Origin of the sequence: Streptomyces viridosporus T7A (assembly GCF_008704515.1) — a bacterium.
Classification (GTDB): Bacteria; Actinomycetota; Actinomycetes; order Streptomycetales; family Streptomycetaceae; genus Streptomyces; species Streptomyces viridosporus.
This window is the reverse complement of sequence record NZ_CP023700.1, coordinates 5,566,495-5,588,063: the sequence shown is the minus strand read 5'-3', so window position 1 is coordinate 5,588,063 and position 21,569 is coordinate 5,566,495. Positions and strand designations below refer to the sequence as shown.

Sequence of the window (21,569 nt, the reverse complement as noted above, 5' to 3'; positions counted from 1 at the left end):
CCCCACAGGTCTCGCTGGCCATCACAGCCCCACACCCTAGCGAGGCACGCATACGGGTGAGGACTTCCGGGTAGCGACGATGGTTGCACGCGTGGCCGTGCACCCGTGTGCGCCTACCCGCGCCGGCGGCGCTCAGCGCGGGTACGGCGGGAAGGCCGCGGTCAGTTCCCGTACGTCCTCCCGGACCCGCGCGGGCTCGGCCCGGCCCCTGAGGACGCCCGCCATCAGCCCGGCAACGACCGGCATCTCCCGCTCCCCCATGCCCTGCGTGGTCACCGCCGCCGTGCCCAGGCGCAGGCCGCGGGCGTCGGTGTGCGGCAGGGCGCAGCAGTCCAGGACCATCCCGGCCGCCGCGAGCCGGCCGCGCGCGGTGCGTCCGTCCACGCCGAGGGGGGCCGGGTCGGCGGTGATCAGGTGGGTGTCCGTGCCGCCGGTGACGACGGCCAGCCCCTCGGCGGCCAGCGCGGCGGCCAGTGCCCGCGCGTTGGCGACCACCCGGTGCGCGTACGCGGCGAACGCCTCCGTCGCCGCCTCCCCGAACGCGACCGCCTTGGCGGCGATGGTGTGCATCTGGGCCCCGCCCTGCGTGAAGGGGAAGACGGCCCGGTCCACCCGTCCGGCCAGCTCCGCGCCGCACAGGATCATTCCGCCGCGCGGTCCGCGCAGCACCTTGTGCGTGGTGGCGCAGACGATGTCGGCGTACGGCACCGGGCTGGGCGCCGCTCCCCCGGCGACGAGTCCGATGGGGTGCGCGGCGTCGGCGATCAGATACGCGCCCACCTCGTCGGCGACCTCGCGGAAGAACGCGTAGTCGAAGTGGCGGGGGTAGGCGATGGAGCCGCAGACGATCGCCTTGGGGCGGTGCGCGCGGGCGAGGGCGCGCACCTGGTCGTGGTCGAGGAGCCCGCTCTCCGCGTCCACGCCGTAGCCGACGAAGTCGAACCAGCGGCCGGAGAAGTTCACGGGCGAACCGTGGGTGAGGTGGCCGCCGTGGGGCAGGGCGAGGGCGAGGACGGTGTCGCCGGGGCGCAGCAGGGCGGCGTAGGCGGCCAGCACGGCCGAGGAACCGGAGTGCGCCTGGACGTTGGCGTGCTCGGCGCCGAACAGCTCCTTGGCGCGCTCCACGGCGAGGCGTTCGGCGACGTCGGCGATCTCGCAGCCCCCGTGGTGCCGGGCGCCCGGGTACCCCTCGGCGTACTTGTTGGCCAGCGTCGAGCCGAGGGCGGCCAGCACGGCGGGCGAGGTGAAGTTCTCCGCGGCGATCAGCTGGAGCGTGGTCGCCTGCCGCTCGCGCTCGGCGAGCAGGACGTCGGCGAGCTCGGGGTCCTGGCGGCGCAGGACATCGGTCTCGAGGGCATGGGTGACCGTCATGGGAGGCTCCCGGACGTCGACGCTGACGTACGACCAATGTAGGCCGGGCGCCCGAGGAGCGCGCGGTTGCCTCGTCCTGTCGTGGCCGCGCGCCGGCCCCCCGCGGGCGCGCCCGGCCTCACGCCCGTGTCGGTACGCCCGTCAGGGCCGTGACCACCGGGTCCAGGGCCTGGTGTATCTCGTCGCCGATGGAGCGGAAGAAGGTCAGCGGCGCCCCGTACGGGTCGTGGACCTCGTCCGCGTCGACCGTCGGGGCCAGGAGCCATCCGCGCAGCGCGGCGGCCGCACGGACCAGGGCGCGGGCGCGCATGACCAGGCCGTCGTCCAGCGGGGGCAGGGTCGCCGGGTCGATCGCGTTCACCAGGCGGGTGAACTCCTTCAGCGTGAAGGTGCGCAGGCCCGCCGAGTGGCCCATGGAGATGACCTGGGCGCGGTGGTCCCGGGTGGCGGTCAGCACCAGGTCGGCGCGGATCACGTGCTCGTCCAGGAGTTCGCGGCCCGTGAAGCCGGAGGCGTCCGCGCCGAACTCGGCCAGCACGGTCTCCGCGTGCGTCTCCATCGGCGCGCCCTCGTGCCCCCAGGTGCCCGCGCTCTCCACGATCAGTCCGCCGCCCAGGACGCCCAGCCGCTGGCTCACGAAATGCCGGGTCAGCCGCTCGGTGATGGGCGAACGGCACACGTTTCCGGTACTGACGTGGAGGATGCGGAAGGTGTCGCGCGGGAATCCGAAGGTCGTCGTCACTTCCGCGGCGGTTTCCCCGCCGCCTATGCCACGCCCCGACTCGGGGGCCGTCAATTCGCCACCTCGAGGTCGGGTACCACCTTGCGCAGCTCCTCCGGCGAGATCGCACCCTCGCGCAGCAGCACCGGCACCGGCCGTGTGACGTCGACGATCGAGGAGGGGACGTTGCCGGGCGTCGGACCGCCGTCGAGGTACACGGAGACGGAGTCGCCGAGCATCTCCTGCGCGGCGTCGCAGTTCTCCGGCGCCGGGTGGCCGGTGAGGTTGGCGGAGGAGACGGCCATGGGGCCGACATCGGTGAGCAGTTCGATGGCGACCGGGTGCAGCGGCATCCGCACGGCCACCGTGCCGCGGGTGTCGCCGAGGTCCCACTGGAGGGACGGCTGGTGCCTGGCGACCAGGGTCAGCGCGCCCGGCCAGAACGCGTCGACCAGTTCCCAGGCCATCTCGGAGAAGTCCGTGACCAGGCCGTGCAGGGTGTTCGGGGAGCCGATGAGGACGGGCGTGGGCATGGTGCGGCCCCGGCCCTTGGCCGCCAGCAGGTCGGCGACGGCGTCCGGGGTGAACGCGTCGGCGCCGATGCCGTACACCGTGTCCGTCGGCAGCACCACGAGCTCGCCGCGGCGGACGGCGGACGCGGCCTCACGCAGCCCGGTCGTGCGGTCGGTGGCGTCGTTGGTGTCGTATCGCCGAGCCATCTGGCGGGCCTCCTCGTACGTGCTGCTGGGGGGATGGGGTGTGCCGGACGCTCACGGCAGTGCCTTGCGGGCGGTGGCGAACCGGGGGCGGTTGTTCAGGTCGGGGTGGTCGGCGGCGTCGGTCCAGCCGCGGTCCTCGGCGAAGATCCACGGCACCTGGCCGCCCTGGGTGTCGGCGTGCTCGACGACGACCACCCCGCCGGGGCGCAGCAGCCGGTGCGCGGTGCGCTCCAGGCCGCGGATGAGGTCGAGGCCGTCCTCGCCGGAGAACAGGGCCAGCTGCGGGTCGTAGTCCCGGGCCTCCGGGGCGACGTACTCCCACTCGGTGAGCGGGATGTACGGCGGGTTGGAGATGACCAGGTCGACCTGGCCGTCGAGGTCCGGGAAGGCCGTCAGGGCGTTCCCCTGGCGCAGTTCGACGCGGGAGCCGTCCATGTTCCTGCGGGTCCACACGAGGGCGTCCTCGGACAGCTCCACGGCGTGTACGCGGGACCGCGGCACCTCCTGGGCGAGGGCGAGGGCGATCGCGCCGGAGCCGGTGCACAGGTCGACGATGCGGGGCTCGACGACGTCCATGGCGCGGACCGCGTCTATGGCCCACTCGACCACCGACTCGGTCTCGGGGCGCGGGACGAACACCCCGGGGCCGACCTGGAGTTCCAGGTAGCGGAAGTAGGCGCGCCCGGTGATGTGCTGGAGCGGCTCGCGGGCCTCGCGGCGGGCGATGACCTCCCAGTACCGGGCGTCGAAGTCGGAGTCCTTCACGGTGTGCAGCTCGCCGCGCTTGACGCCGTGCACGAACGCGGCGAGCTCCTCCGCGTCGGTGCGCGGCGAGGGCACGCCGGCGTCGGCGAGCCGCTGGGTGGCCTGGGCCACCTCGGCGAGCAGCAGGTTCACGCGATGCCTCCGGAAGTACTCGTACTACGTGCCTCGTGCCTTACGCGGCGGCGAGCTTGGCGGCCGAGTCCGCGTCGACGCAGGCCTGGATCACCGCGCCGAGGTCGCCGTCCAGGACCTGGTCCAGGTTGTACGCCTTGAAGCCGACGCGGTGGTCCGAGATGCGGTTCTCCGGGAAGTTGTAGGTGCGGATCTTCTCGGAGCGGTCGACGGTGCGGACCTGGCTGCGGCGGGCGTCGGCGGCCTCCCTCTCCGCCTCCTCCTGCGCCATGGCGAGCAGCCTGGAGCGCAGGATACGCAGTGCCTGCTCCTTGTTCTGCAGCTGGCTCTTCTCGTTCTGGCAGGAGGCGACGACTCCGGTCGGCAGGTGCGTGATGCGCACGGCGGAGTCGGTGGTGTTGACGGACTGGCCGCCGGGTCCGGAGGACCGGTAGACGTCGATGCGCAGGTCGTTGGGGTTGATCTCGACGTCGACCTCCTCCGCCTCGGGGGTCACCAGGACGCCCGCCGCGGAGGTGTGGATGCGGCCCTGGGACTCGGTGGCCGGCACCCGCTGCACGCGGTGCACGCCGCCCTCGTACTTCAGCCGCGCCCACACGCCCTGGCCGGGCTCGACCTGGCCGCGGGCCTTCACGGCGACCTGGACGTCCTTGTAGCCGCCCAGCTCGGACTCGGTGGCGTCGATGATCTCGGTCTTCCAGCCGACGCGCTCGGCGTAGCGCAGGTACATGCGCAGCAGGTCGCCGGCGAACAGGGCGGACTCGTCGCCGCCCGCGCCCGCCTTGATCTCGAGGATGACGTCCTTGTCGTCGCTGGGGTCGCGCGGGACCAGCAGCAGGCGCAGCTTCTCGGTGAGTTCCTCCCGCTGCTGCTCCAGCTCCCTGACCTCGGCGGCGAAGTCCGGGTCGTCGGCGGCCAGTTCGCGCGCGGTCTCGATGTCGTCGCCCGTCTGCCTCCAGGAGCGGTACGTGGCGACGATCGGGGTGAGCTCGGCGTAACGCTTGTTCAGCCTGCGCGCGTTTGCCTGGTCGGAGTGGACCGACGGGTCGGCGAGCTTCTTCTCCAGGTCGGCGTGTTCGGCGACGAGTTCCTCGACGGCCTCGAACATCTTGGGCTCCTGCTGGTACGGGGGTGAAGGGCGGGCGACCAAAAACGCCGGTCCCGGCGCGCCCCCTCGGTGGGGGCACTGCCGCGGACCGGCGAATGGGGGCGCGCTACTTCTTGGAGCCGGCGGCCTTGCCGAAGCGGGCCTCGAAGCGGGCCACACGGCCACCGGTGTCGAGGATCTTCTGCTTGCCCGTGTAGAACGGGTGGCACTCGGAGCAGACCTCGGCGCGGATGGTGCCGGCGGGGATCGTGCTGCGGGTGGTGAACGACGCGCCACAGGTGCAGCTGACCTGCGTCTCGACGTACTCGGGGTGGATGTCGCGCTTCAAGGTGTCTCCTAGATTCCGGGAGGGCGCCGGGTCGCCGCCGCGGGATGCGACAGGCGTGAACCGGAGCCGACGTACCAGTCTGCCAGGACTGGCGCCTTCCCCCCAAACCGGGGGTGGGGGCGATCTATTCCCGTCGGTGGGGCGCCGGTCCGCGAGGTGCCCGGCGCGTCCCCGGTCCCCTCGGCGCCGGCACCCCCGCCGGCGGCCTCGGGGATCGGCTCGTCGTTCCTCAGCGCGTCCCGGACCAGCCGGGCCCTGTCCTCGTCGAGCAGGACCCGGCCGGGGGCGGCCGGGTCGTACCGCACCGGCATGGTCACCATCCGCATCCGTGCGGGGCTGATGCCCTTCAGGCCGTTCAGGAAGGACATCAGGGAGTTCACCGAGCCGAGGCCGGAGTCGGTGGTGACGGCCTTGGTGGCGGTCTCGGCGAGGTCGTACAGCTTCTTGGGGCCGGTGAGGACGCCGGTCTCCTCGGCCTGCCGCACCAGCGCCTTGAGGAAGGCCTGCTGGAGCCGGATGCGGCCGAGGTCGGAGCCGTCGCCGACGCCGTGCCGGGTGCGCACCAGGCCGAGGGCCTGCTCGCCGTCCAGCCGGTGGGTGCCGGCCTTCAGGTCGAGGTGGCTCTCGGGGTCCTCGATGTCCTCGGTGGTGGTGATCTCGACGCCGCCGAGTTCGTCGACGAGCTTCCGGAAGCCGGCGAAGTCGATCTCCAGGTAGTGGTCCATGCGCAGGCCGGTGATCGACTCGACGGTCTTCACCGCGCAGGCGGCCCCGCCCGTGGAGTAGGCGGAGTTGAGCATCACACCGGTCGCGGCGGGGTGGGTGCCGCCCTCGGTGTCGGTGCACTCGGGGCGGTCGACGAGGGTGTCGCGCGGGAGGGAGACCACACTGGCCGCCTCGCGGCCCCCGTGGACGTGCACGATCATCGCGGTGTCGGAGCGGGCGGTGCCGTCGTCGGTGCCGCCGCCGAGCTCCCCGTTGCCGCCGGAGCGGGTGTCGGAGCCGAGGACCAGGATGTTCTCGGAGCCGTTGCCGGTCTTCTCGGGCCGGTCGGTGCCGAGGGCCCGGTCGATGTCGACGCTGTCGATGTTGCCGTCGAGCCTGAGGTACAGGTACCCGGCGCCGGCGCCGCCCAGGACGAGGAGGCCCGCGGCGGCCCAGGCCGCGATCCTCGTGCCCGTGCGCCGCTTCCCGCGCCGCCTGCGGCGGCGCCCCTCGGTCCGGTGCCGCGGACCCGCCGCGCCGGGTCCTCCCGGTGCACCGGGGTCCGGTGTGCTCTCGGCAGCCATGTGACCCCCAGCTCCCCCAGCTCCCGTCCGGCCGCCGGCCCCGCTGCGCCGGTGCCGGACCCGGCCGGTTCGCTTCCCGTACGGCTCCATCGTCCCGCCGTCCGGCGGGACGGGAAAACGCGGCACGGGACCGCACGGTGCCCCGGGCCCGGCCTCATCGGCCGCACGGCCCGGAAGCGGCGCCGGCGGGATCCGTGGGGCGAGGGTCCCGCCGGGGTGCCGGAGAACGCGCGAAGGGCCGCTTCCGTGACGGAAGCGGCCCTCGGGCCGCCTTCGGGCGGCCCTTGCGGAAGGGGGACGTCAGTCGCCGTTGCCCGGCGTCGGCGTCGTCTTCTGGATCTGCATCAGGAACTCGACGTTCGACTTGGTCTGCTTCATCTTGTCGAGGAGCAGCTCGATCGCCTGCTGCTGGTCGAGCGCGTGCAGCACCCGGCGCAGCTTCCAGACGATGCCCAGCTCCTCGGCACCGAGCAGGATCTCCTCCTTGCGCGTGCCGGACGCGTCGACGTCCACCGCGGGGAAGATCCGCTTGTCGGCGAGCTTCCGGTCGAGCTTGAGCTCCATGTTGCCGGTGCCCTTGAACTCCTCGAAGATCACCTCGTCCATGCGGGACCCGGTGTCCACCAGGGCGGTGGCGAGGATGGTCAGCGAGCCGCCGTCCTCGATGTTGCGGGCCGCACCGAAGAAGCGCTTCGGCGGGTACAGGGCGGTCGAGTCGACACCACCGGACAGGATGCGGCCGGAGGCCGGGGCGGCGAGGTTGTACGCACGCCCCAGACGCGTGATCGAGTCGAGCAGCACGACGACGTCGTGACCCAGCTCCACCAGGCGCTTGGCGCGCTCGATGGCGAGCTCGGCGACCGTGGTGTGGTCCTCGGCCGGACGGTCGAAGGTCGAGGAGATGACCTCGCCCTTGACCGACCGCTGCATGTCGGTGACCTCTTCTGGACGCTCGTCGACGAGGACGACCATCAGGTGGCACTCGGGGTTGTTGTGGGTGATCGCGTTGGCGATCGCCTGCATGATCATGGTCTTGCCGGTCTTCGGCGGGGCCACGATCAGACCGCGCTGGCCCTTGCCGATCGGCGACACGAGGTCGATGATCCGGGTGGTCAGCACGCCCGGGTCCGTCTCCAGACGGAGGCGGTCCTGCGGGTACAGCGGGGTGAGCTTGTTGAACTCCGGGCGGCCGCGGCCGTGTTCGGGCGCCATGCCGTTGACGGAGTCGAGCCGGACGAGCGCGTTGAACTTCTCGCGCCGCTCGCCCTCCTTGGGCTGGCGGACCGCGCCGGTGATGTGGTCGCCCTTGCGCAGGCCGTTCTTGCGGACCTGGGCGAGGGAGACGTACACGTCGTTCGGGCCCGGCAGGTAGCCGGAGGTGCGGATGAAGGCGTAGTTGTCGAGGATGTCCAGGATGCCCGCGACCGGGATCAGGACGTCGTCCTCGGTGATCTGCGGCTCCTGCACGTCGTCGCGGCCACGGCGGCCACGGCGGTCGCGGTAGCGCCCGCGCCGGCCGCGCCGGCCGCTGCCGTCGTCGTCGTAGCCGTCGTCCTGGCGGCCGCCGCCCTGCTGCTGGTTCTGCTGACGGCTCTGGCCGCCCTGGTTCTGCTGCTGGTCGTCGCCCTTGCCGCGACGGTCCCCGCCACGGTCACCGCGGTCGCCGCGGTCACGCTCGCGGCCGCGCTCACGGCGGTCCCGGCGGCGGCCCTCGCCGCCCTCGTGGTCGGACCTGGCATCGCCCTGCTGCGGCTGCTGCTGCGCCTGGGCCGGGGTCTCGGCCTGGGGCTCGGCCTTCGCCTCGGCGGTGACCGTCTCGGACGCGGCGGCCGGGGCACCGGCCTCGGCGGTGGCGCGACGGCGGCGGCGCTCGGCGGGGGCGGCCTCCTCGGCGGGGGCCTGCTCGGCCGGGGCGGAGGCCTTCGGGGAGGGCTGGCCCGGGATCTCGATCTGCTGCTGGGCCGCGGCCTTCTCGGCGGGAGCCTGCTCGTCCTTGGCGTCCGCCTTCTTCTCGGCGGCCTCGCCCGTACGGGTCCGGGAGGTGGCGCGGCGCTTGGGCTTGGTCTCGGGGGCGGGCTCGGCCTGGGCCGGGGCGGCGGCGCCCGAGGCGGCCTGCGCCTCCTTGATGACCTCGATCAGCTGGCTCTTGCGCATGCGCGCGGTGCCCCTGATACCGAGGCCGGACGCGACCTGTTGCAGCTCGGCCAGCACCATGCCCTCGAGGCCGGTACCGCGGCGCCGCCGGGAGCCGGCACCGGTGGCAGGCGCGGAAGCGTCCGTGGCGGGCGCGGCAGCGGTCTCCTCGACACGTGCGCCCATCAGATCGGTGGTGTCGCTCACGAAGGGTCCTTCCCTGGAGCGGACGTCGGCCTGTCTGGCTCGGCGACCGGTTGTGCTGTCCGGCTTCGGTCCTTGCTGTGTGGACCGTGCCGGGGCGGTTGTCCGCCTGAGCGGCGGAAGAGATATCTGGTGATGGCGCTTCCTCGAGCCGTGGCACCCAGTGTCACGTGGCGTGGTCGCACCGGTTCCGGAGCGTGCCCCACGGGCCGCTCAGTGTCCGCGTACGACGTACCGCTCGTGTACGAGGCAGAGAACACAGTGCGACTTGGGGAGCTCCCGGAAGAATGTCTGTCCCGGACGGGGACACGAGGCACCTCGCCATGGTGGGGTCGGGTGCAGACTTGAGGTTAACACTACCGGATCCAACAAACATTCCCCCTCTCCAAATCCGGCAACCGGGTGTCAGGTGGCGAGCGGAAGCACGCTCGCGCCCCGCACGTCGAGAGCGAGCCGGTTGGCGGCCCAGTCGGTGCCGGCCAGCGCTTCGACCTTGTCGGCGGTGTCCGCGTCGGCCAGCGCCATGACCGTGGGTCCGGCGCCGGAGATCACCGCGGGGATGCCGTCCCCGCGCAGCCGCTCCACGAGGGCCGCGCTCTCGGGCATGGCCGGGGCGCGGTACTCCTGGTGCAGGCGGTCCTCGGTGGCGGGCAGCAGCAGCTCGGGGCGCCGGGTGAGGGCCTCGACGAGCAGGGCGGCACGGCCCGCGTTGGCGGCGGCGTCGACGTGCGGCACGGTGCGCGGCAGCAGGCCGCGCGCGGTCTCGGTGAGGACCGGCTTACCGGGGACGAAAACCACCGGAACGATGGAATCGGCGGGGTCCATCCTGATCGCCCGGGCGGCGCCGCCCTCCATCCAGGACAGGGTGAAACCGCCTAGCAGGCAGGCCGCGACGTTGTCGGGGTGACCCTCGATCTCGGTGGCGAGCTCCAGCAGCGCGGTGTCGTCGAGCTTGGCCTCGGCGCCTATCGTCACGGCGCGGGCGGCGACGATCCCGGCGCAGATGGCGGCCGAGGAGGAACCCAGGCCCCGGCCGTGCGGGATGCGGTTGGCGCAGACGATCTCCAGGCCGCGCGGCTGCCCGCCGAGCAGGTCGAAGGCGGTGCGCAGGGAGCGTACGAGCAGATGCCTCTCGTCGCGCGGGAGGGTCTCGCTGCCCTCGCCGGCGATGTCGATGTGCAGCCCGGAGTCGGCCACCCGGACGACCACGTCGTCGTACAGGCCCAGCGCGAGGCCGAGGGCGTCGAAGCCCGGGCCGAGGTTGGCGCTGGTGGCGGGGACGCGCACCCGGACGGCGGCGGCGCGGAACGCGGGACCGGCCATCGCTCGAAGACTCTCCTTGAGCTACGTGACTGTCGAATGACGTTCGATGGACATTCGAGGGCGGGACCTTCGACGGCGTACGAAAACCCCTGGGTCAACCCCTGGGCCCGCCGCCGACCGGGCTGGTCGGCCGCTTTCCGGGCCGTTCCGGGCCACTGTCCGGACCACGGGACGACGCGAGACCGCGGCATATGCGGCGGGCGGGTTCAGTACAGCCTATCGAAGGTAGGTTCTGTGGCGACATAGGGCGCACAGGAGGCGCACGATGCGTGTCGTAAGCCCCCTGTGCACCCCCTCCCAGGAACTTCCCCAGGTGAGCGCCTTCTTACGCCCGTCCTGCCGGACCGTGTCGTCCCGTGCCGCCCCGGTGCCACCGGAGCGCGCCGTTCGACCCGGTCCGGGCCGCTCGGCGGCGTCCGGGCCGGGGCGGGGATCCCGGCGGCGGCCCGGACGGCCGGATCAGACGAGGCCGAGGCGCTCCGCGGCGGTCGCGGCGTCGACGGGGACGGTGACCGGCTGCGGGGCGCCGGCGACGGCCCAGTCCGGGTCCTTCAGGCCGTTGCCCGTGACGGTGCACACGATCCGCTGCCCCGGGACGACCTTGCCCTGCTCGGCGGCCTTCAGCAGACCGGCGACCGACGCGGCGGACGCGGGCTCGACGAAGACGCCCTCCTGCGAGGCCAACAGCCGGTAGGCGCGCAGGATCTCACGGTCCGTCACCTCGTCGATGAGACCGCCGGATTCGTCCCGCGCGGCCAGCGCGTGCTGCCAGGAGGCGGGGTTGCCGATGCGGATGGCGGTGGCGATGGTCGACGGGTCCTTGACCACCTCGCCGCGCACGATCGGGGCGCTGCCGGAGGCCTGGAAGCCCCACATGCGGGGGGCCTTGGTGGAGACGCCGTCGGCGGCGTACTCGCGGTAGCCCTTCCAATAGGCCGTGATGTTGCCCGCGTTGCCCACCGGCAGCACATGGATGTCGGGCGCGTCGCCCAGCATGTCCACGATCTCGAAGGCGGCGGTCTTCTGCCCCTCGATGCGCACCGGATTGACCGAATTGACCAGCGCCACGGGGTAGTTGTCGCTCAGGGCGCGGGCGAGCGTGAGGCAGTCGTCGAAGTTGCCGTCGACCTGGAGGATCTTCGCCCCGTGGACCAGCGCCTGGCCCATCTTGCCGAGCGCGATCTTGCCCTGCGGCACGAGCACGGCGGACACCATCCCGGCGCGCACCCCGTACGCGGCGGCGGAGGCGGAGGTGTTGCCGGTGGAGGCGCAGATGACGGCCTTCGCCCCCTCCTCCTTGGCCTTGGAGATGGCCATGGTCATGCCCCGGTCCTTGAAGGACCCGGTCGGGTTCGCGCCCTCGACCTTGAGGTGGACCTCGCAGCCCGTGCGCTCGGAGAGCACCTGCGCGGGCACGAGCGGCGTACCGCCCTCGCGGAGCGTCACGACCGGCGTGGTGTCCGATACCGGCAGCCGGTCCCGGTACTCCTCGATGATTCCGCGCCACTGGTGGGTCATTGCTGGTTACTCTCCTTCAACCCGCATGATGCTGGCGACACCGCGCACGGTGTCGAGCTTGCGCAGCGCCTCGACGGTCCCGCCGAGGGCCGCGTCGGACGCACGGTGGGTGACGACGACGAGGGATGCCTCCCCGTCCTTGCCCTGCTGGCGCACCGTGTCGATCGATACGCCGTGCTCCGCGAACACGGTCGCGACCTGGGCGAGAACACCCGGTTTGTCGGCCACGTCGAGGCTGATGTGGTAGCGCGTGACGACCTCGCCCATCGGCGAGACGGGCAGCGCGGCATACGCGGACTCGCCCGGTCCGGTCGTCCCGCCGATCCGGTTGCGGCCCACGGCGACCAGGTCGCCGAGCACGGCGGAGGCGGTCGGCGCGCCGCCCGCGCCCGGCCCGTAGAACATCAGCTGGCCGGCGGCGTCCGACTCGACGAACACGGCGTTGTACGCCCCGCGCACCGAGGCCAGCGGATGGCTGAGCGGGATCATCGCCGGATGCACCCGCGCGGTGACCGACGCCCCGTCCTCGGCCCGCTCGCAGATGGCGAGCAGCTTGATGGTGCAGCCCATCTCCTTGGCGGAGGCGAAGTCGGCCGCGGTGACCTCGGTCATGCCCTCGCGGTGGACGTCGTCGAGCCGCACCCGCGTGTGGAAGGCGATCCCGGCGAGGATGGCGGCCTTGGCGGCGGCGTCGAACCCCTCGACGTCGGCGGTCGGGTCGGCCTCCGCGTACCCCAGGGCGGTGGCCTCGTCGAGCGCCTCCTGGTAGCCGGCGCCCGTGGTGTCCATCTTGTCGAGGATGAAGTTGGTGGTGCCGTTGACGATGCCGAGCACCCGGTTGACCTTGTCACCGGCGAGCGACTCGCGCAGCGGCCGGATCAGCGGGATGGCGCCGGCGACGGCGGCCTCGTAGTAGAGGTCCTTGCCGTGCGCCTCGGCGGCGGCGTGCAGCGCGGCCCCGTCCTGGGCGAGCAGCGCCTTGTTCGCGGAGACGACGGAGGCGCCGTGCTCGAAGGCGGTGGTGATCAGCGTCCGGGCGGGCTCGATCCCGCCGATGACCTCGACGACGATGTCGAGGTCGCCGCGTTTGACGAGGGCGGTGGCGTCGGTGGTGACGAGCTCCGCGGGAACGCCCTCGCGCACCTTGTCGGGCCGCCGCACGGCGACCCCGGCGAGCTCCACCGGGGCCCCGATGCGCGCGGCGAGGTCGTCGGCGTGCGTCGTCATGATGCGCGCCACCTCTGAGCCGACCACTCCACAGCCCAGCAGCGCCACCTTCAGCGGACGCGTACGCATCATCCGACCTCGTTTCCTCATGACCGTCTCGGTTGCACCAGTCTCACTCACCGGACGGAAATTTCTGCCCTTTGTCCGGATCGTGAGACATCTATTTCATTTCCATGCCCGGGAGGACAGGAGATCTTCCTCCCGGACCCCGGCCCGCACTCCCGGCGGGCCGGCCACGGGCGAGCCCGTCATCCGACGTCGAGACGGAGCAGGTCCTCCTCCGTCTCCCGGCGGACGATCACCCGCGCCCCACCGCCGTCGACGGCGACGACTGGCGGGCGCAGGACGTGGTTGTAGTTGCTGGCCATCGACCGGCAGTACGCCCCGGTGGCCGGTACGGCGATGAGGTCGCCCGGCGCCAGGTCCCCCGGCAGGAAGGCGTCCCGCACCACGATGTCACCGCTCTCGCAGTGCTTGCCGACGACCCGGCACAGCATCGGCTCGGCGTCGGAGCCGCGGGAGGCGAGGGCGACGCTGTACTCGGCGTCGTACAGCGCGGTGCGGATGTTGTCCGACATGCCGCCGTCGACGGACACGTACGTCCGCAGCCCCTCGAGCGGCTTGACGGTCCCCACCTCGTACAGGGTGAAGGCGGTCGGGCCGACGATGGCCCGCCCCGGCTCCACGGAGATGCGCGGCGTGGAGAGCCGGGCGGCCTCGCACTCCCGGGTGACGATCTCGGTCAGCGCCTTGGCGATCTCGTGCGGCTCACGGGGGTCGTCGTCGCTGGTGTACGCGATGCCGAGCCCGCCGCCGAGGTCGATCTCGGGCAGCTCGATCCCGTGCTCGTCGCGGATCTCCCGGAGCAGTCCCACGACCCGGTGCGCGGCGACCTCGAACCCGGACATGTCGAAGATCTGCGACCCGATGTGGCTGTGGATGCCGATGACCTCGAGGCCGTCGAGCTGCAGCGCCCGCCGCACGGCCTCGGCGGCCTGTCCGCCGGCGAGCGGGATGCCGAACTTCTGGTCCTCGTGGGCGGTGGCGATGAACTCGTGCGTGTGCGCCTCGACGCCGACGGTGATGCGGATCTGCACCCGCTGCCGCTTGCCGAGGGACTGCGCGATGTGGGCGACGCGCACGATCTCCTGGAACGAGTCGAGCACGATCCGCCCGACACCGGCGCGGACGGCGCGCTCGATCTCGGCCGGGGACTTGTTGTTGCCGTGGAAGGCGATGCGGTCGGCGGGCATCCCGGCGGACAGCGCGGTGGCGAGCTCGCCGCCGGAGCAGACGTCGAGGTTCAGCCCCTCCTCGTGCAGCCACCGCACGACGGCCCGGGACAGGAACGCCTTGCCGGCGTAGAACACGTCGGCGTCGCTGCCGAAGGCGGTGCGCCAGGCGCGCGCCCGGGCCCGGAAGTCGGCCTCGTCCAGGATGTACGCGGGGGTGCCGAACTCCTCGGCGAGCTGCTTGACGTCGATCCCGCCGACGGTGAGCACGCCGTGCTCGTCGCGCCCGACGGTCCGGGCCCACACCTTCGGGTCGAGGGCGTTGAGGTCGGCGGGGGGCGCGGAGTAGTGCCCCTCGGGGAGGACGTCGGCGTGACGGGGCCCGGCGGGGTGTGCGGAACGGCTCATGTCTTCGGTGGCTCTCTTCGCTGGCTCTTCAGAGATGGTCGGGTGCGTCGATGCCGAGCAGGGACAGGCCGCCGGCCAGCACCGTCCCGGCGGCGTCGGCGAGCGCGAGCCGGGCCCGGTGGGCGGCCGAGGGTTTCTCCTCGCCGACGGGCAGGACGGCGGGCAGCAGGGGCGGCGTGGCATCGGCGACGGCGACGAGGTGCCGGGCGAGCCGGTCGGGCGCGCGGTGGGCGGCGGCCGCCGCGAGGACGCGGGGGTGGTCGGCGAGGGCCTGGAGCAGCGGCTGGACGTCGGCGCCGGTCACGGGGCCGGGCTCGGGTGCGAACCCGAGGTCGGCGGCGTTGCGCAGGAGGGCCCGGGTGCGGGCGTGGGCGTAACGGACGCGGAAGAGGGGGTTGTCCTCCCGCTGGACCAGGTGCTCGGCCCCGATCCGGGGCCGGTCGTGCGGGGCGGGGTGCAGCAGCGCCCAGCGGGCGGCGTCCCGGCCGAGGGGGAGCGGATCGGCGGGGGCGGGGACGGGGCGGACGCGGACGTCGGTGGCGTCGGTGCCATCAGTGACGTCGGTGGCGTCAGTGGCGTCAGAGGCGTCGGGGTGGCCGTCCCCGGGGCCGTCGAGGTGGATGTCCACGCCCAGGACGGTGCTCCACGCCTCCTCGGGCGGACGGTCGTGCCCCGTGCGGACGACGGCGCCCTGGGAACGGAGGATGCGGCCCAGGGCGTCGGCGTGCACGACGGCACGGACCTCGTGGGGAGCCCGCAGCCGGACGAGCCGCCCACCCAGGGAGTCGCCGTGCCCGTACCGCGGACCGCACCGCAGGATCTCCTGGACGAGGGCGACGGGCGCCGCGCTCCGCAGGCTGATGTTGAGGAACCCGGGCCCGGTGACGACGACCTCGGCGATACGGCCGTCGCGCAGCAGATGGGGCCGGAGGATCTCGGCGACGTGCCGGGCCGGCTCTCCGGCCGGGCGGGCGAGTCGGAGGGCGACGTTGGTGGCGTAGTCCCCGCACCCCCCGGGCCGGGGAGGCGCGACCACGACCCGCTCGGGCACGGTCACCCTCAGTTCCCCCTCGTCGACGGCACGGCGCACCGCGTGCAGCACGGTGCGGGAGAGCTCGACGGGAGTCACGGGTCAAGCGTAGGCGAGGAGGGGGGCGGGTAAGCGAACAGGTTTGGGTGTGATTCCGGGATGTGGACGAAACTCACGTGAACGGAACTCACTCGGCACTCACTCGGCCGAAGCCCTGCCCTCACCCACCGGCGTGCCCGGCCCCACCGGCACGCCCGGCCGGCGAGGCCGGCCCGGCGTCCTCGCCCTCGCTCCCCCGTCCTTCGACCACCCGCCCCTGGATCAACCGCCGCACCAGCCGGACCAGCTCGGCGGGCTCGAAGGGCTTGGCGAGGAAGGCGTCGACACCGGCGTCCACACCGCTCTCCACCTCGTGCTGCGTACAGGCACTGACGATGGCGAGCGGAAGGTCCCGGGTCCGGGGATCGGCACGCAGCCGGGCAGCCGTACGGAGCCCGTCGAGGCGGGGCATGACGACATCGAGGGTGACGAGGTCGGGCCGCACCTGATGGACGACTTCCAGACATTCGGCACCGTCGGCCGCGGTCACGACCTCGATGCCCTCCAGCTCGAGGTTGACCCTGATCAACTGCCGGATGACCTTGTTGTCGTCCACAACAAGAACCCGGCCAGAAGCGCCTGGCACCACTCGAGAGTAGGTCGACACCGGCCACCGCGTCCGGCGTTTCCCCACTTCCACCCCGCACGGGCGACCCCCCGCACTCCGGACCGACCCGACCACCGACCGCGGCCCCGGCCGTCCCCGCCCGGCTCCGCAAAACGGGTTCCTGACCACCCCACCGAAGCTGGTAGTGTTCTACTCGTCGCCGCGATCACCGCGACCGACACGCCCCCGTAGCTCAGGGGATAGAGCAACGGCCTCCGGAGCCGTGTGCGCAGGTTCGAATCCTGCCGGGGGCACCCTGCATGAGGTGCCCGAAGACCCCGTCATCAGCGGAAACGCTGGGAACGGGGTCTTCGCGTATGTACAGCCGTGCACCGCCGGAAGCAGGCCCGGGTCGGAGTCCGCGGATGGCCGTGGAGGGGATCTTGGGGCATCGTCACAGGTGAGCCCTGGGAAACGGGAAGGCGCCTGGGCAGTTGCAGGGGACGGACGCTCGGGGCTTTCAAAGGGGCGCGCGTGGGGTGGCGTGGTGGTCGGTCCAGGAAGTGCAGGGGTCTGGTGCGGCCGCCCGCGTTACCGGCCTGGGTGTGCGCCATGGGGTGGGGCTGTTTCGCCTCTCGGGCCGGTGGCGCGGGTGCGCGTCCCGCCGCCGGACCCGGTCGGTGTCGTCCAGTGGTCCAGGGCGCCTGCGGTGTGTCGCCGCCGATCTCGATCTCCGCGCATCTACGGCACGAGCCGCCTGCGCCGGGGGGCTGGGCGGGCGGCTTCGTGGGCATGACGCCGCCTTCGCACCGCGACTCGGCGGTGCGAAGGCTCCGAGGCAAAACAGTCCCCGGTAGTGCTGCACGTGTCCTGGAGCTTCAGTCGTCACTGTCGCTCCGGTATCGCGCCGGCTTGCCGGGGGCCTGAGCCACATCCTGTCCGAGTCACTCCGCCGACTAGACGTCCTCGTCGACTTTGTAACTCTTTCGGTGTTATGACCTAGTAATCAGGTTAGGCAGGGTATGCGCTGAGTCAAGAGGCTCTGGACAAGATTTTCGGCATCCGACGGGTGGAGGCGTGTGACCGCCTCGAGGGCGCTGCGGCGTGTCGGTCATGCGGCACCGTGCCCTACTGCGCGAGCCGCCGGAAAGCGCCCCGGTCCGCGTCGTCGAGCCTCTGGACCGGAGGGGCCGTGGCTCGGGCTGCGGCACACAGTCCGCCGAGCAGGCCCGGCGCGTGACATCGTCCGACGGCTCGCGGGTGCGACCGGCGCGGACGAGCTCCTGGTCGGGCGGTGGGTCGGTCGGTCGGATCAGCATTCTAGGTCACTGTAAGCTCCACGAGTTCTGCAAGCCCTATGAGCCCTACCTGCGTCAGCGGTCGGTGAAGGGCTGCGGCATCGCCCGCCGCCCGGTCGAGGAAGCACGGGCAGTGGCTCCGCGCGCCGAGCGGCCGGCCGGGGTTTCCTCCCGCCCCTCCCTCGCCGCCCCGGCGCATCTCTCACAGCCCGTGCTCGTCCATCAGGCGCATCAGGTTCCGCTTGCGTGTGTGGGCGGCGCGCAGATCGGCGGCGTACGCGGTGAAGGCGTCCGGTGTGCCCAGGCGGTGGTGGCAGTCCCGCATGCTCAGCAGCAGGCCGACCAGCCTTTCGTAGACGGCGTTGCCGGTCTGCCCGGTGAGCGGTTCGGCGAGGCGCCGGTAGACGGTCAGCGCGTCGGCGGGGCGCGCGGTGCGGGACCGGTCGGCGAGGGCGAGCCACTGGTCGTCGTGGGCGCCGGTCTCGGCGGCGGCCTGCCAGGCAGCGTCGACGTCCTGGTCGTCGAGGAGGACGTCGACCAGGACGGAACCGCCCCGGCGCCCGCTCCGCCCGGCGTCGGCCCGCAACAGGGCGAGCGCGTCCTCGCGCTCGGTCGGCCAGCGGCCGGCGGTCCGGGCCACCGTGCGCAGTTGGCGGTACGTGAGCAGGCTGCGGCGGGCGGCGAAGTGGTCGCGGCGCAGGGCTACGGCGTCGGTGAGCCGGTCCGCTTCCGTGTAGCGGTCGCAGAGGTGGTCGACGAGAGCCGTGTCGACCGCGGCGAGGCTCTGCTCCTGCTCCCGGACGTCCCGGATGCCGCGCTCGGCCCACTCCAGGGCCTCACCAGGGCGGCCGGCGGCCTCCAGTTCCCGGGCGATGACCAGGTGGGTGTGGCCGTTCGGCGCGAGGTCCGCGGCGTGCACGGCGATCACCGTGTCCGTGTCCCGCCCCGCCTTCGCGAGGCGTCGCATCAGGTCCTTCTCGGCCCAACCGGTCCGGTTGGCCCGCCACGCCTCGACCGCGCGTTCCCGCAGGATCCTCATTCCCGGTGCGCCGAGCAGGTCCTCGTAGTCGAACGGGTCGATGTCGATCAGGTCGGCCGCGTCGTCGAGGGCCCGGTCGGCCAGCCAGTGTGCGAGCGCCTCGGGGTCGGGCGGTGCCGCGCGGCACGCTGCACGGTGCGCGTCGGCGAGGTCGGCTCCGATGTCTCCGAGCCGCCCGTCGGAGTCGTCGACGCGGTCCGCCGCCCGGACCAGCAGGTTCATGGCCTCCCAGGCCAGGTCGATCGCGTCGGCCGCCCGGTCCGAGCCGGTCAGTTGCCTGATCATGGAGACCGCCTGTCCGGCCTGGTCGGCGTAGGCGCGGGCATCGGCGTACTCGACGTATCCGTACCGGGCGAACGGGCCGATGTCGAGCAGTTCACGGACCAGGGCCCGGACCTCCGCCGGCTCCCCCGTGGCGCTCGCGGCCCGCAGTTCCAGACGGCGGCGCAGGTGTCGGTCCTCGGCCACCTGGTCCCGTACCAGGGCGAGCAGTTCGTCCCTGGACAGTCCGGAGAGCCAGGCGTCGAGGCTCCGTGCCCGCTTCCGGGCCGTCCTCCGCCGCCGCGGCAGGTCGTCCCCCCGGGCGAGCACGGTCAGTCCGAGTGCGACCAGGTGCTTGCAGAAGTTCCCCTCCTGGCCGTAGGGGCAGTCGCATGTGCCGGTCATGCCCTCGGGGCCGTCCTGGGACAGCTCCGCCCCGTACCGCTCCGTGCCGTGCACGGTCGCGCTGATCCAGCCGTCACCGATCTGGACCCCGGTCACCGCGTCGAGGTAGCCGAGCCCGCGCTCGAAGGAACGCGCACCGGCCAGTGCCCTGAGGTTCGTCTCCGTCAGGCCGTCCACGCAGCTCTCCGCATCCCGGTTCCGTTTCCGTTCGACGGCTTTCGTGCCATGACCGCCGGTCCGGTCCGACTCGTGGTCGAGCCGGGTGGCCCCCGGCACGGCGTCTGCAGCGCGCCGTGCGGGACGGGACATGACGGGACGGGAGGTGTCCCTCACCGCACGGTCCGGGCTTCCCCCGAGGACGGCGCCGGGCGCCGGTCGGGGTTTCGGAAGCCACTCGCCCGTTGCCCGCGGACGGACAGGTGGGGCACCGCCGCCGGTTGCGCCCCGCCGAACAGTATGGCGTGCCCCTCGTCGGCCGACGGTTCTCTACGGTGCGGGACGGACGGCCTCGCGCCGGTGGCGCCGGCCGCGGATCTCCTTGAGCGACAGGAGGACGGCGGTCAGGTTCAGGGGGAAGGCGACCGCGTCGGCCACCTGGGGGATGTCGACGGAGCGCAGCAGGCTCGCTCCGGTGGCGACCAGGAGGAGGGAGAGCGGCAGGAACCTGCGCCACCGGGGCAGGTCCCGCATCCGGGCGACGGTGACGGAGCACCACAGGGCGAAGCAGAAGAAGGCGATCCCGAAGGCGGCGACGGCGAGCAGCATGCGAGACATCTCCATGAGGGCGGCCGGGCCCGCCGCGGTGGGCGAGCGGCCCGCGCTGCGGGCGTACGGGGGCAAGGAGGAGGAGGTGCGTGTCGGACCGGGTCGGTTCTTCGTGCAGGCGGTGCCGTGGCCGGAGACGTGAGGTCACGATGTCCGGGCCGGCTCCGGCCTCCGGCCGGTGTCCGCGTGCTCCCGATCCGCTCGACGCGGTACGCAGGCCGGTCGTGACGAGGGCGCCGGCAAGGCCTTCGCGGGAGGCCGGACCCGGTTCGTGGGTTCCGCCTCCCCCGCCCGGCGGAACCGGGCGGGGGAGGCGGGACCGGCCTCGATGAGGCGGGTCAGGTGCGGTAGGCGTAGTACGCGGCGTTCGGGTACGACGCGATGATGCTCGCCACCGACCGGCGGTAGGTGTTGGTGGAGTGGTACGTCAGGTACGGCACGCCCTGCGGACTGCGGTACGTGACGATCATCGTGTGGTCCTTGGACCCGTCCCGGTCGAAGTCCACCTGGAGCACGTCGCCGACGTCCATCTGGTAGACGTTGGCGAGGCTGGTGACGCGCTGGGAGTTCAGCCCGAACCAGGACCATTCGTTCACGCCGATGAACGAGTGCGACTGGATGTCGGCGTTGCCGAACCACCTGGTGTAGTCGTACACGTAGCCGGGCACGTGCTTCCAGCCGCCCGCCTTCAGGGACTGGCTGACGAAGTTGGTGCAGTCGCCGCCGGCGCCCCGTCCGTCGAAGCTCGGGTAGTCCGGGTTGTAGTCGCGCCAGTGCTTCTCCGCGTAGGCGGCCATCGCCTTGTAGTCGTACTCGCCGCCCGTGAGGTTCTTCGGGGCGGCCGGCGCGGGCTGGGTGATGGCCGCCCGCGGTGACGACGGCATGGTGTTGGTGGCGGCGGTGGTGGAAGCGGAGGCGGTGGGCGTGGGGGTGGGCGTGGGCGCGGGGTCGACCGTCGGCGGGGCGGGCTGGTTGACCGCGAGCTGGTCGTCGCCGGTCTCGCGGATGCCGGTCAGACGCCAGTTGCCGCGCTGGTCGGCCCGGAAGGTCAGCTCGTGGTTGGCCTGGAACCCGGTCGTCTTCGGCTCGTCGCCGCGGACCTTCTTGTACGTCAGCGTCGTGGTCTCGGTGACCGCGACGACGGCCCTGCGGCCGTTGACGCGGGTGCGGTTCAGGGTGACGGTGGTGTCGGCCGCGCTGTACTTCTCGCCGTGCTTCGCGAGCCGGTCCCTGCGGTCACCGAGCCGGTCCAGGGCCTTGCCCTCGGTGCGGGCGCTGTCGGAGGAGAGCGCGACCCTGCCGGAGAAACCGTTGGTCAGCGGCTGCTTCCCCTTGCGCCCCTTGTCGACCAGCGCGTTGGTGCGGTCGGTGAAGACCGCGTCGGCCAGCCGTTGGAACGTGGCCTTGGTCTTGGCGTCCACCTCGGGCGTCGCCGTGGTGGACGCACCCGCGCTCCAGTTGGGCAGCAGCGCCACACCCGCGACGACCGAGGCGGAAGCCGCCGTGAGTATCGTCGCGCGACGCCGCTTACGGCTCAATTTCCTTGATTTCACTGGTGTTTCCCCTCTTTCCTCAGCGGCTGGGTGCCGAGGTAAGCGGAGTCTCGCATGCCATGTGTGGCTGCTGTGAAGGGGGTTGTGCTTCCGG

18 protein-coding genes and 1 tRNA gene are annotated in these 21,569 nt (G+C 72.6%); 2 read left to right on the top strand and 17 right to left on the bottom strand.

What is annotated here, in order from left to right; genetic code table 11:
- Positions 1 to 132: 132 nt before the first annotated feature.
- The 14 genes from CP969_RS25955 to CP969_RS25890 all read right to left on the bottom strand — a co-directional run bounded on the left by CP969_RS25955 (position 133) and on the right by CP969_RS25890 (position 16,241).
- Positions 133 to 1,371 carry a serine hydroxymethyltransferase gene (locus tag CP969_RS25955; RefSeq protein ID WP_016824621.1) on the bottom strand — a complete coding sequence of 413 codons (1,239 nt, stop codon included), beginning with the start codon at positions 1,369 to 1,371 and terminating at the stop codon, positions 133 to 135.
- Between the two features lie 118 nt (positions 1,372 to 1,489).
- On the bottom strand, positions 1,490 to 2,167 hold the full coding sequence (locus tag CP969_RS25950; protein WP_026084868.1) for an arsenate reductase/protein-tyrosine-phosphatase family protein: 678 nt from the start codon (positions 2,165 to 2,167) through the stop codon (positions 1,490 to 1,492).
- On the bottom strand, positions 2,164 to 2,811 hold the full coding sequence (locus CP969_RS25945; RefSeq protein ID WP_016824622.1) for an L-threonylcarbamoyladenylate synthase: 648 nt from the start codon (positions 2,809 to 2,811) through the stop codon (positions 2,164 to 2,166). The genes CP969_RS25950 and CP969_RS25945 overlap by 4 nt, the downstream gene beginning before the upstream one ends.
- Positions 2,812 to 2,862: 51 nt before the next feature.
- Positions 2,863 to 3,708, bottom strand: a complete 846-nt coding sequence (prmC, locus tag CP969_RS25940; protein WP_004983340.1) for a peptide chain release factor N(5)-glutamine methyltransferase — start codon at positions 3,706 to 3,708, stop codon at positions 2,863 to 2,865.
- A 40-nt stretch (positions 3,709 to 3,748) separates the two neighbouring features.
- Complete coding sequence (prfA, locus tag CP969_RS25935) at positions 3,749 to 4,816, bottom strand: peptide chain release factor 1 (protein WP_004983341.1); 1,068 nt, start codon at positions 4,814 to 4,816, stop codon at positions 3,749 to 3,751.
- Between the two features lie 106 nt (positions 4,817 to 4,922).
- Complete coding sequence (gene rpmE / locus CP969_RS25930) at positions 4,923 to 5,144, bottom strand: 50S ribosomal protein L31 (protein WP_004983342.1); 222 nt, start codon at positions 5,142 to 5,144, stop codon at positions 4,923 to 4,925.
- Positions 5,145 to 5,152: 8 nt separating this feature from the next.
- Positions 5,153 to 6,433, bottom strand: a complete 1,281-nt coding sequence (locus CP969_RS25925) for an LCP family protein (protein WP_016824623.1) — start codon at positions 6,431 to 6,433, stop codon at positions 5,153 to 5,155.
- 300 nt (positions 6,434 to 6,733) lie between these two features.
- Entirely contained in the window at positions 6,734 to 8,773 is a 2,040-nt protein-coding gene (gene rho / locus CP969_RS25920) for a transcription termination factor Rho (RefSeq protein WP_016824624.1), read from the bottom strand.
- 402 nt (positions 8,774 to 9,175) lie between these two features.
- Positions 9,176 to 10,093: a homoserine kinase gene (gene thrB, locus CP969_RS25915; RefSeq protein ID WP_004983345.1), complete on the bottom strand. Its 918-nt coding sequence runs from the start codon at positions 10,091 to 10,093 to the stop codon at positions 9,176 to 9,178.
- A gap of 459 nt (positions 10,094 to 10,552) precedes the next feature.
- Positions 10,553 to 11,611, bottom strand: a complete 1,059-nt coding sequence (gene thrC, locus CP969_RS25910) for a threonine synthase (protein WP_016824625.1) — start codon at positions 11,609 to 11,611, stop codon at positions 10,553 to 10,555.
- A 6-nt stretch (positions 11,612 to 11,617) separates the two neighbouring features.
- A complete protein-coding gene (locus CP969_RS25905; RefSeq protein ID WP_016824626.1) occupies positions 11,618 to 12,910 on the bottom strand; it encodes a homoserine dehydrogenase in 1,293 nt (430 codons plus the stop codon).
- A gap of 176 nt (positions 12,911 to 13,086) precedes the next feature.
- Positions 13,087 to 14,478, bottom strand: a complete 1,392-nt coding sequence (gene lysA, locus CP969_RS25900; RefSeq protein ID WP_016824627.1) for a diaminopimelate decarboxylase — start codon at positions 14,476 to 14,478, stop codon at positions 13,087 to 13,089.
- Positions 14,479 to 14,506: 28 nt separating this feature from the next.
- On the bottom strand, positions 14,507 to 15,607 hold the full coding sequence (gene nrtL / locus CP969_RS25895; protein WP_016824628.1) for an ArgS-related anticodon-binding protein NrtL: 1,101 nt from the start codon (positions 15,605 to 15,607) through the stop codon (positions 14,507 to 14,509).
- Between the two features lie 121 nt (positions 15,608 to 15,728).
- Positions 15,729 to 16,241, bottom strand: a complete 513-nt coding sequence (locus CP969_RS25890; RefSeq protein WP_026084869.1) for a response regulator — start codon at positions 16,239 to 16,241, stop codon at positions 15,729 to 15,731.
- A 155-nt stretch (positions 16,242 to 16,396) separates the two neighbouring features.
- On the opposite strand from CP969_RS25890, the gene CP969_RS25885 reads away from it, so the two are divergent.
- Positions 16,397 to 16,468: transfer RNA gene (locus CP969_RS25885), tRNA-Arg, on the top strand.
- A 1,186-nt stretch (positions 16,469 to 17,654) separates the two neighbouring features.
- On the opposite strand, the gene CP969_RS25880 is transcribed toward CP969_RS25885, so the two are convergent.
- Positions 17,655 to 19,334 carry an SWIM zinc finger family protein gene (locus CP969_RS25880; RefSeq protein WP_016824630.1) on the bottom strand — a complete coding sequence of 560 codons (1,680 nt, stop codon included), beginning with the start codon at positions 19,332 to 19,334 and terminating at the stop codon, positions 17,655 to 17,657.
- Between the two features lie 309 nt (positions 19,335 to 19,643).
- On the bottom strand, positions 19,644 to 19,922 hold the full coding sequence (locus tag CP969_RS25875; protein ID WP_016824631.1) for a hypothetical protein: 279 nt from the start codon (positions 19,920 to 19,922) through the stop codon (positions 19,644 to 19,646).
- Here CP969_RS25875 and CP969_RS33305 point away from each other — a divergent pair.
- The gene (locus CP969_RS33305; RefSeq protein ID WP_016824632.1) at positions 19,921 to 20,064 is read left to right on the top strand and encodes a hypothetical protein; all 144 of its coding nucleotides are present in this window, start codon (positions 19,921 to 19,923) and stop codon (positions 20,062 to 20,064) included. The two genes, CP969_RS25875 and CP969_RS33305, sit on opposite strands and share 2 nt — an antisense overlap.
- A 196-nt stretch (positions 20,065 to 20,260) precedes the next feature.
- Here CP969_RS33305 and CP969_RS25870 read toward each other — a convergent pair whose 3' ends face one another.
- Positions 20,261 to 21,475, bottom strand: coding sequence for an amidase domain-containing protein (locus CP969_RS25870; RefSeq protein WP_039830869.1), 1,215 nt, complete (start codon positions 21,473 to 21,475; stop codon positions 20,261 to 20,263).
- Positions 21,476 to 21,569 lie beyond the last annotated feature (94 nt).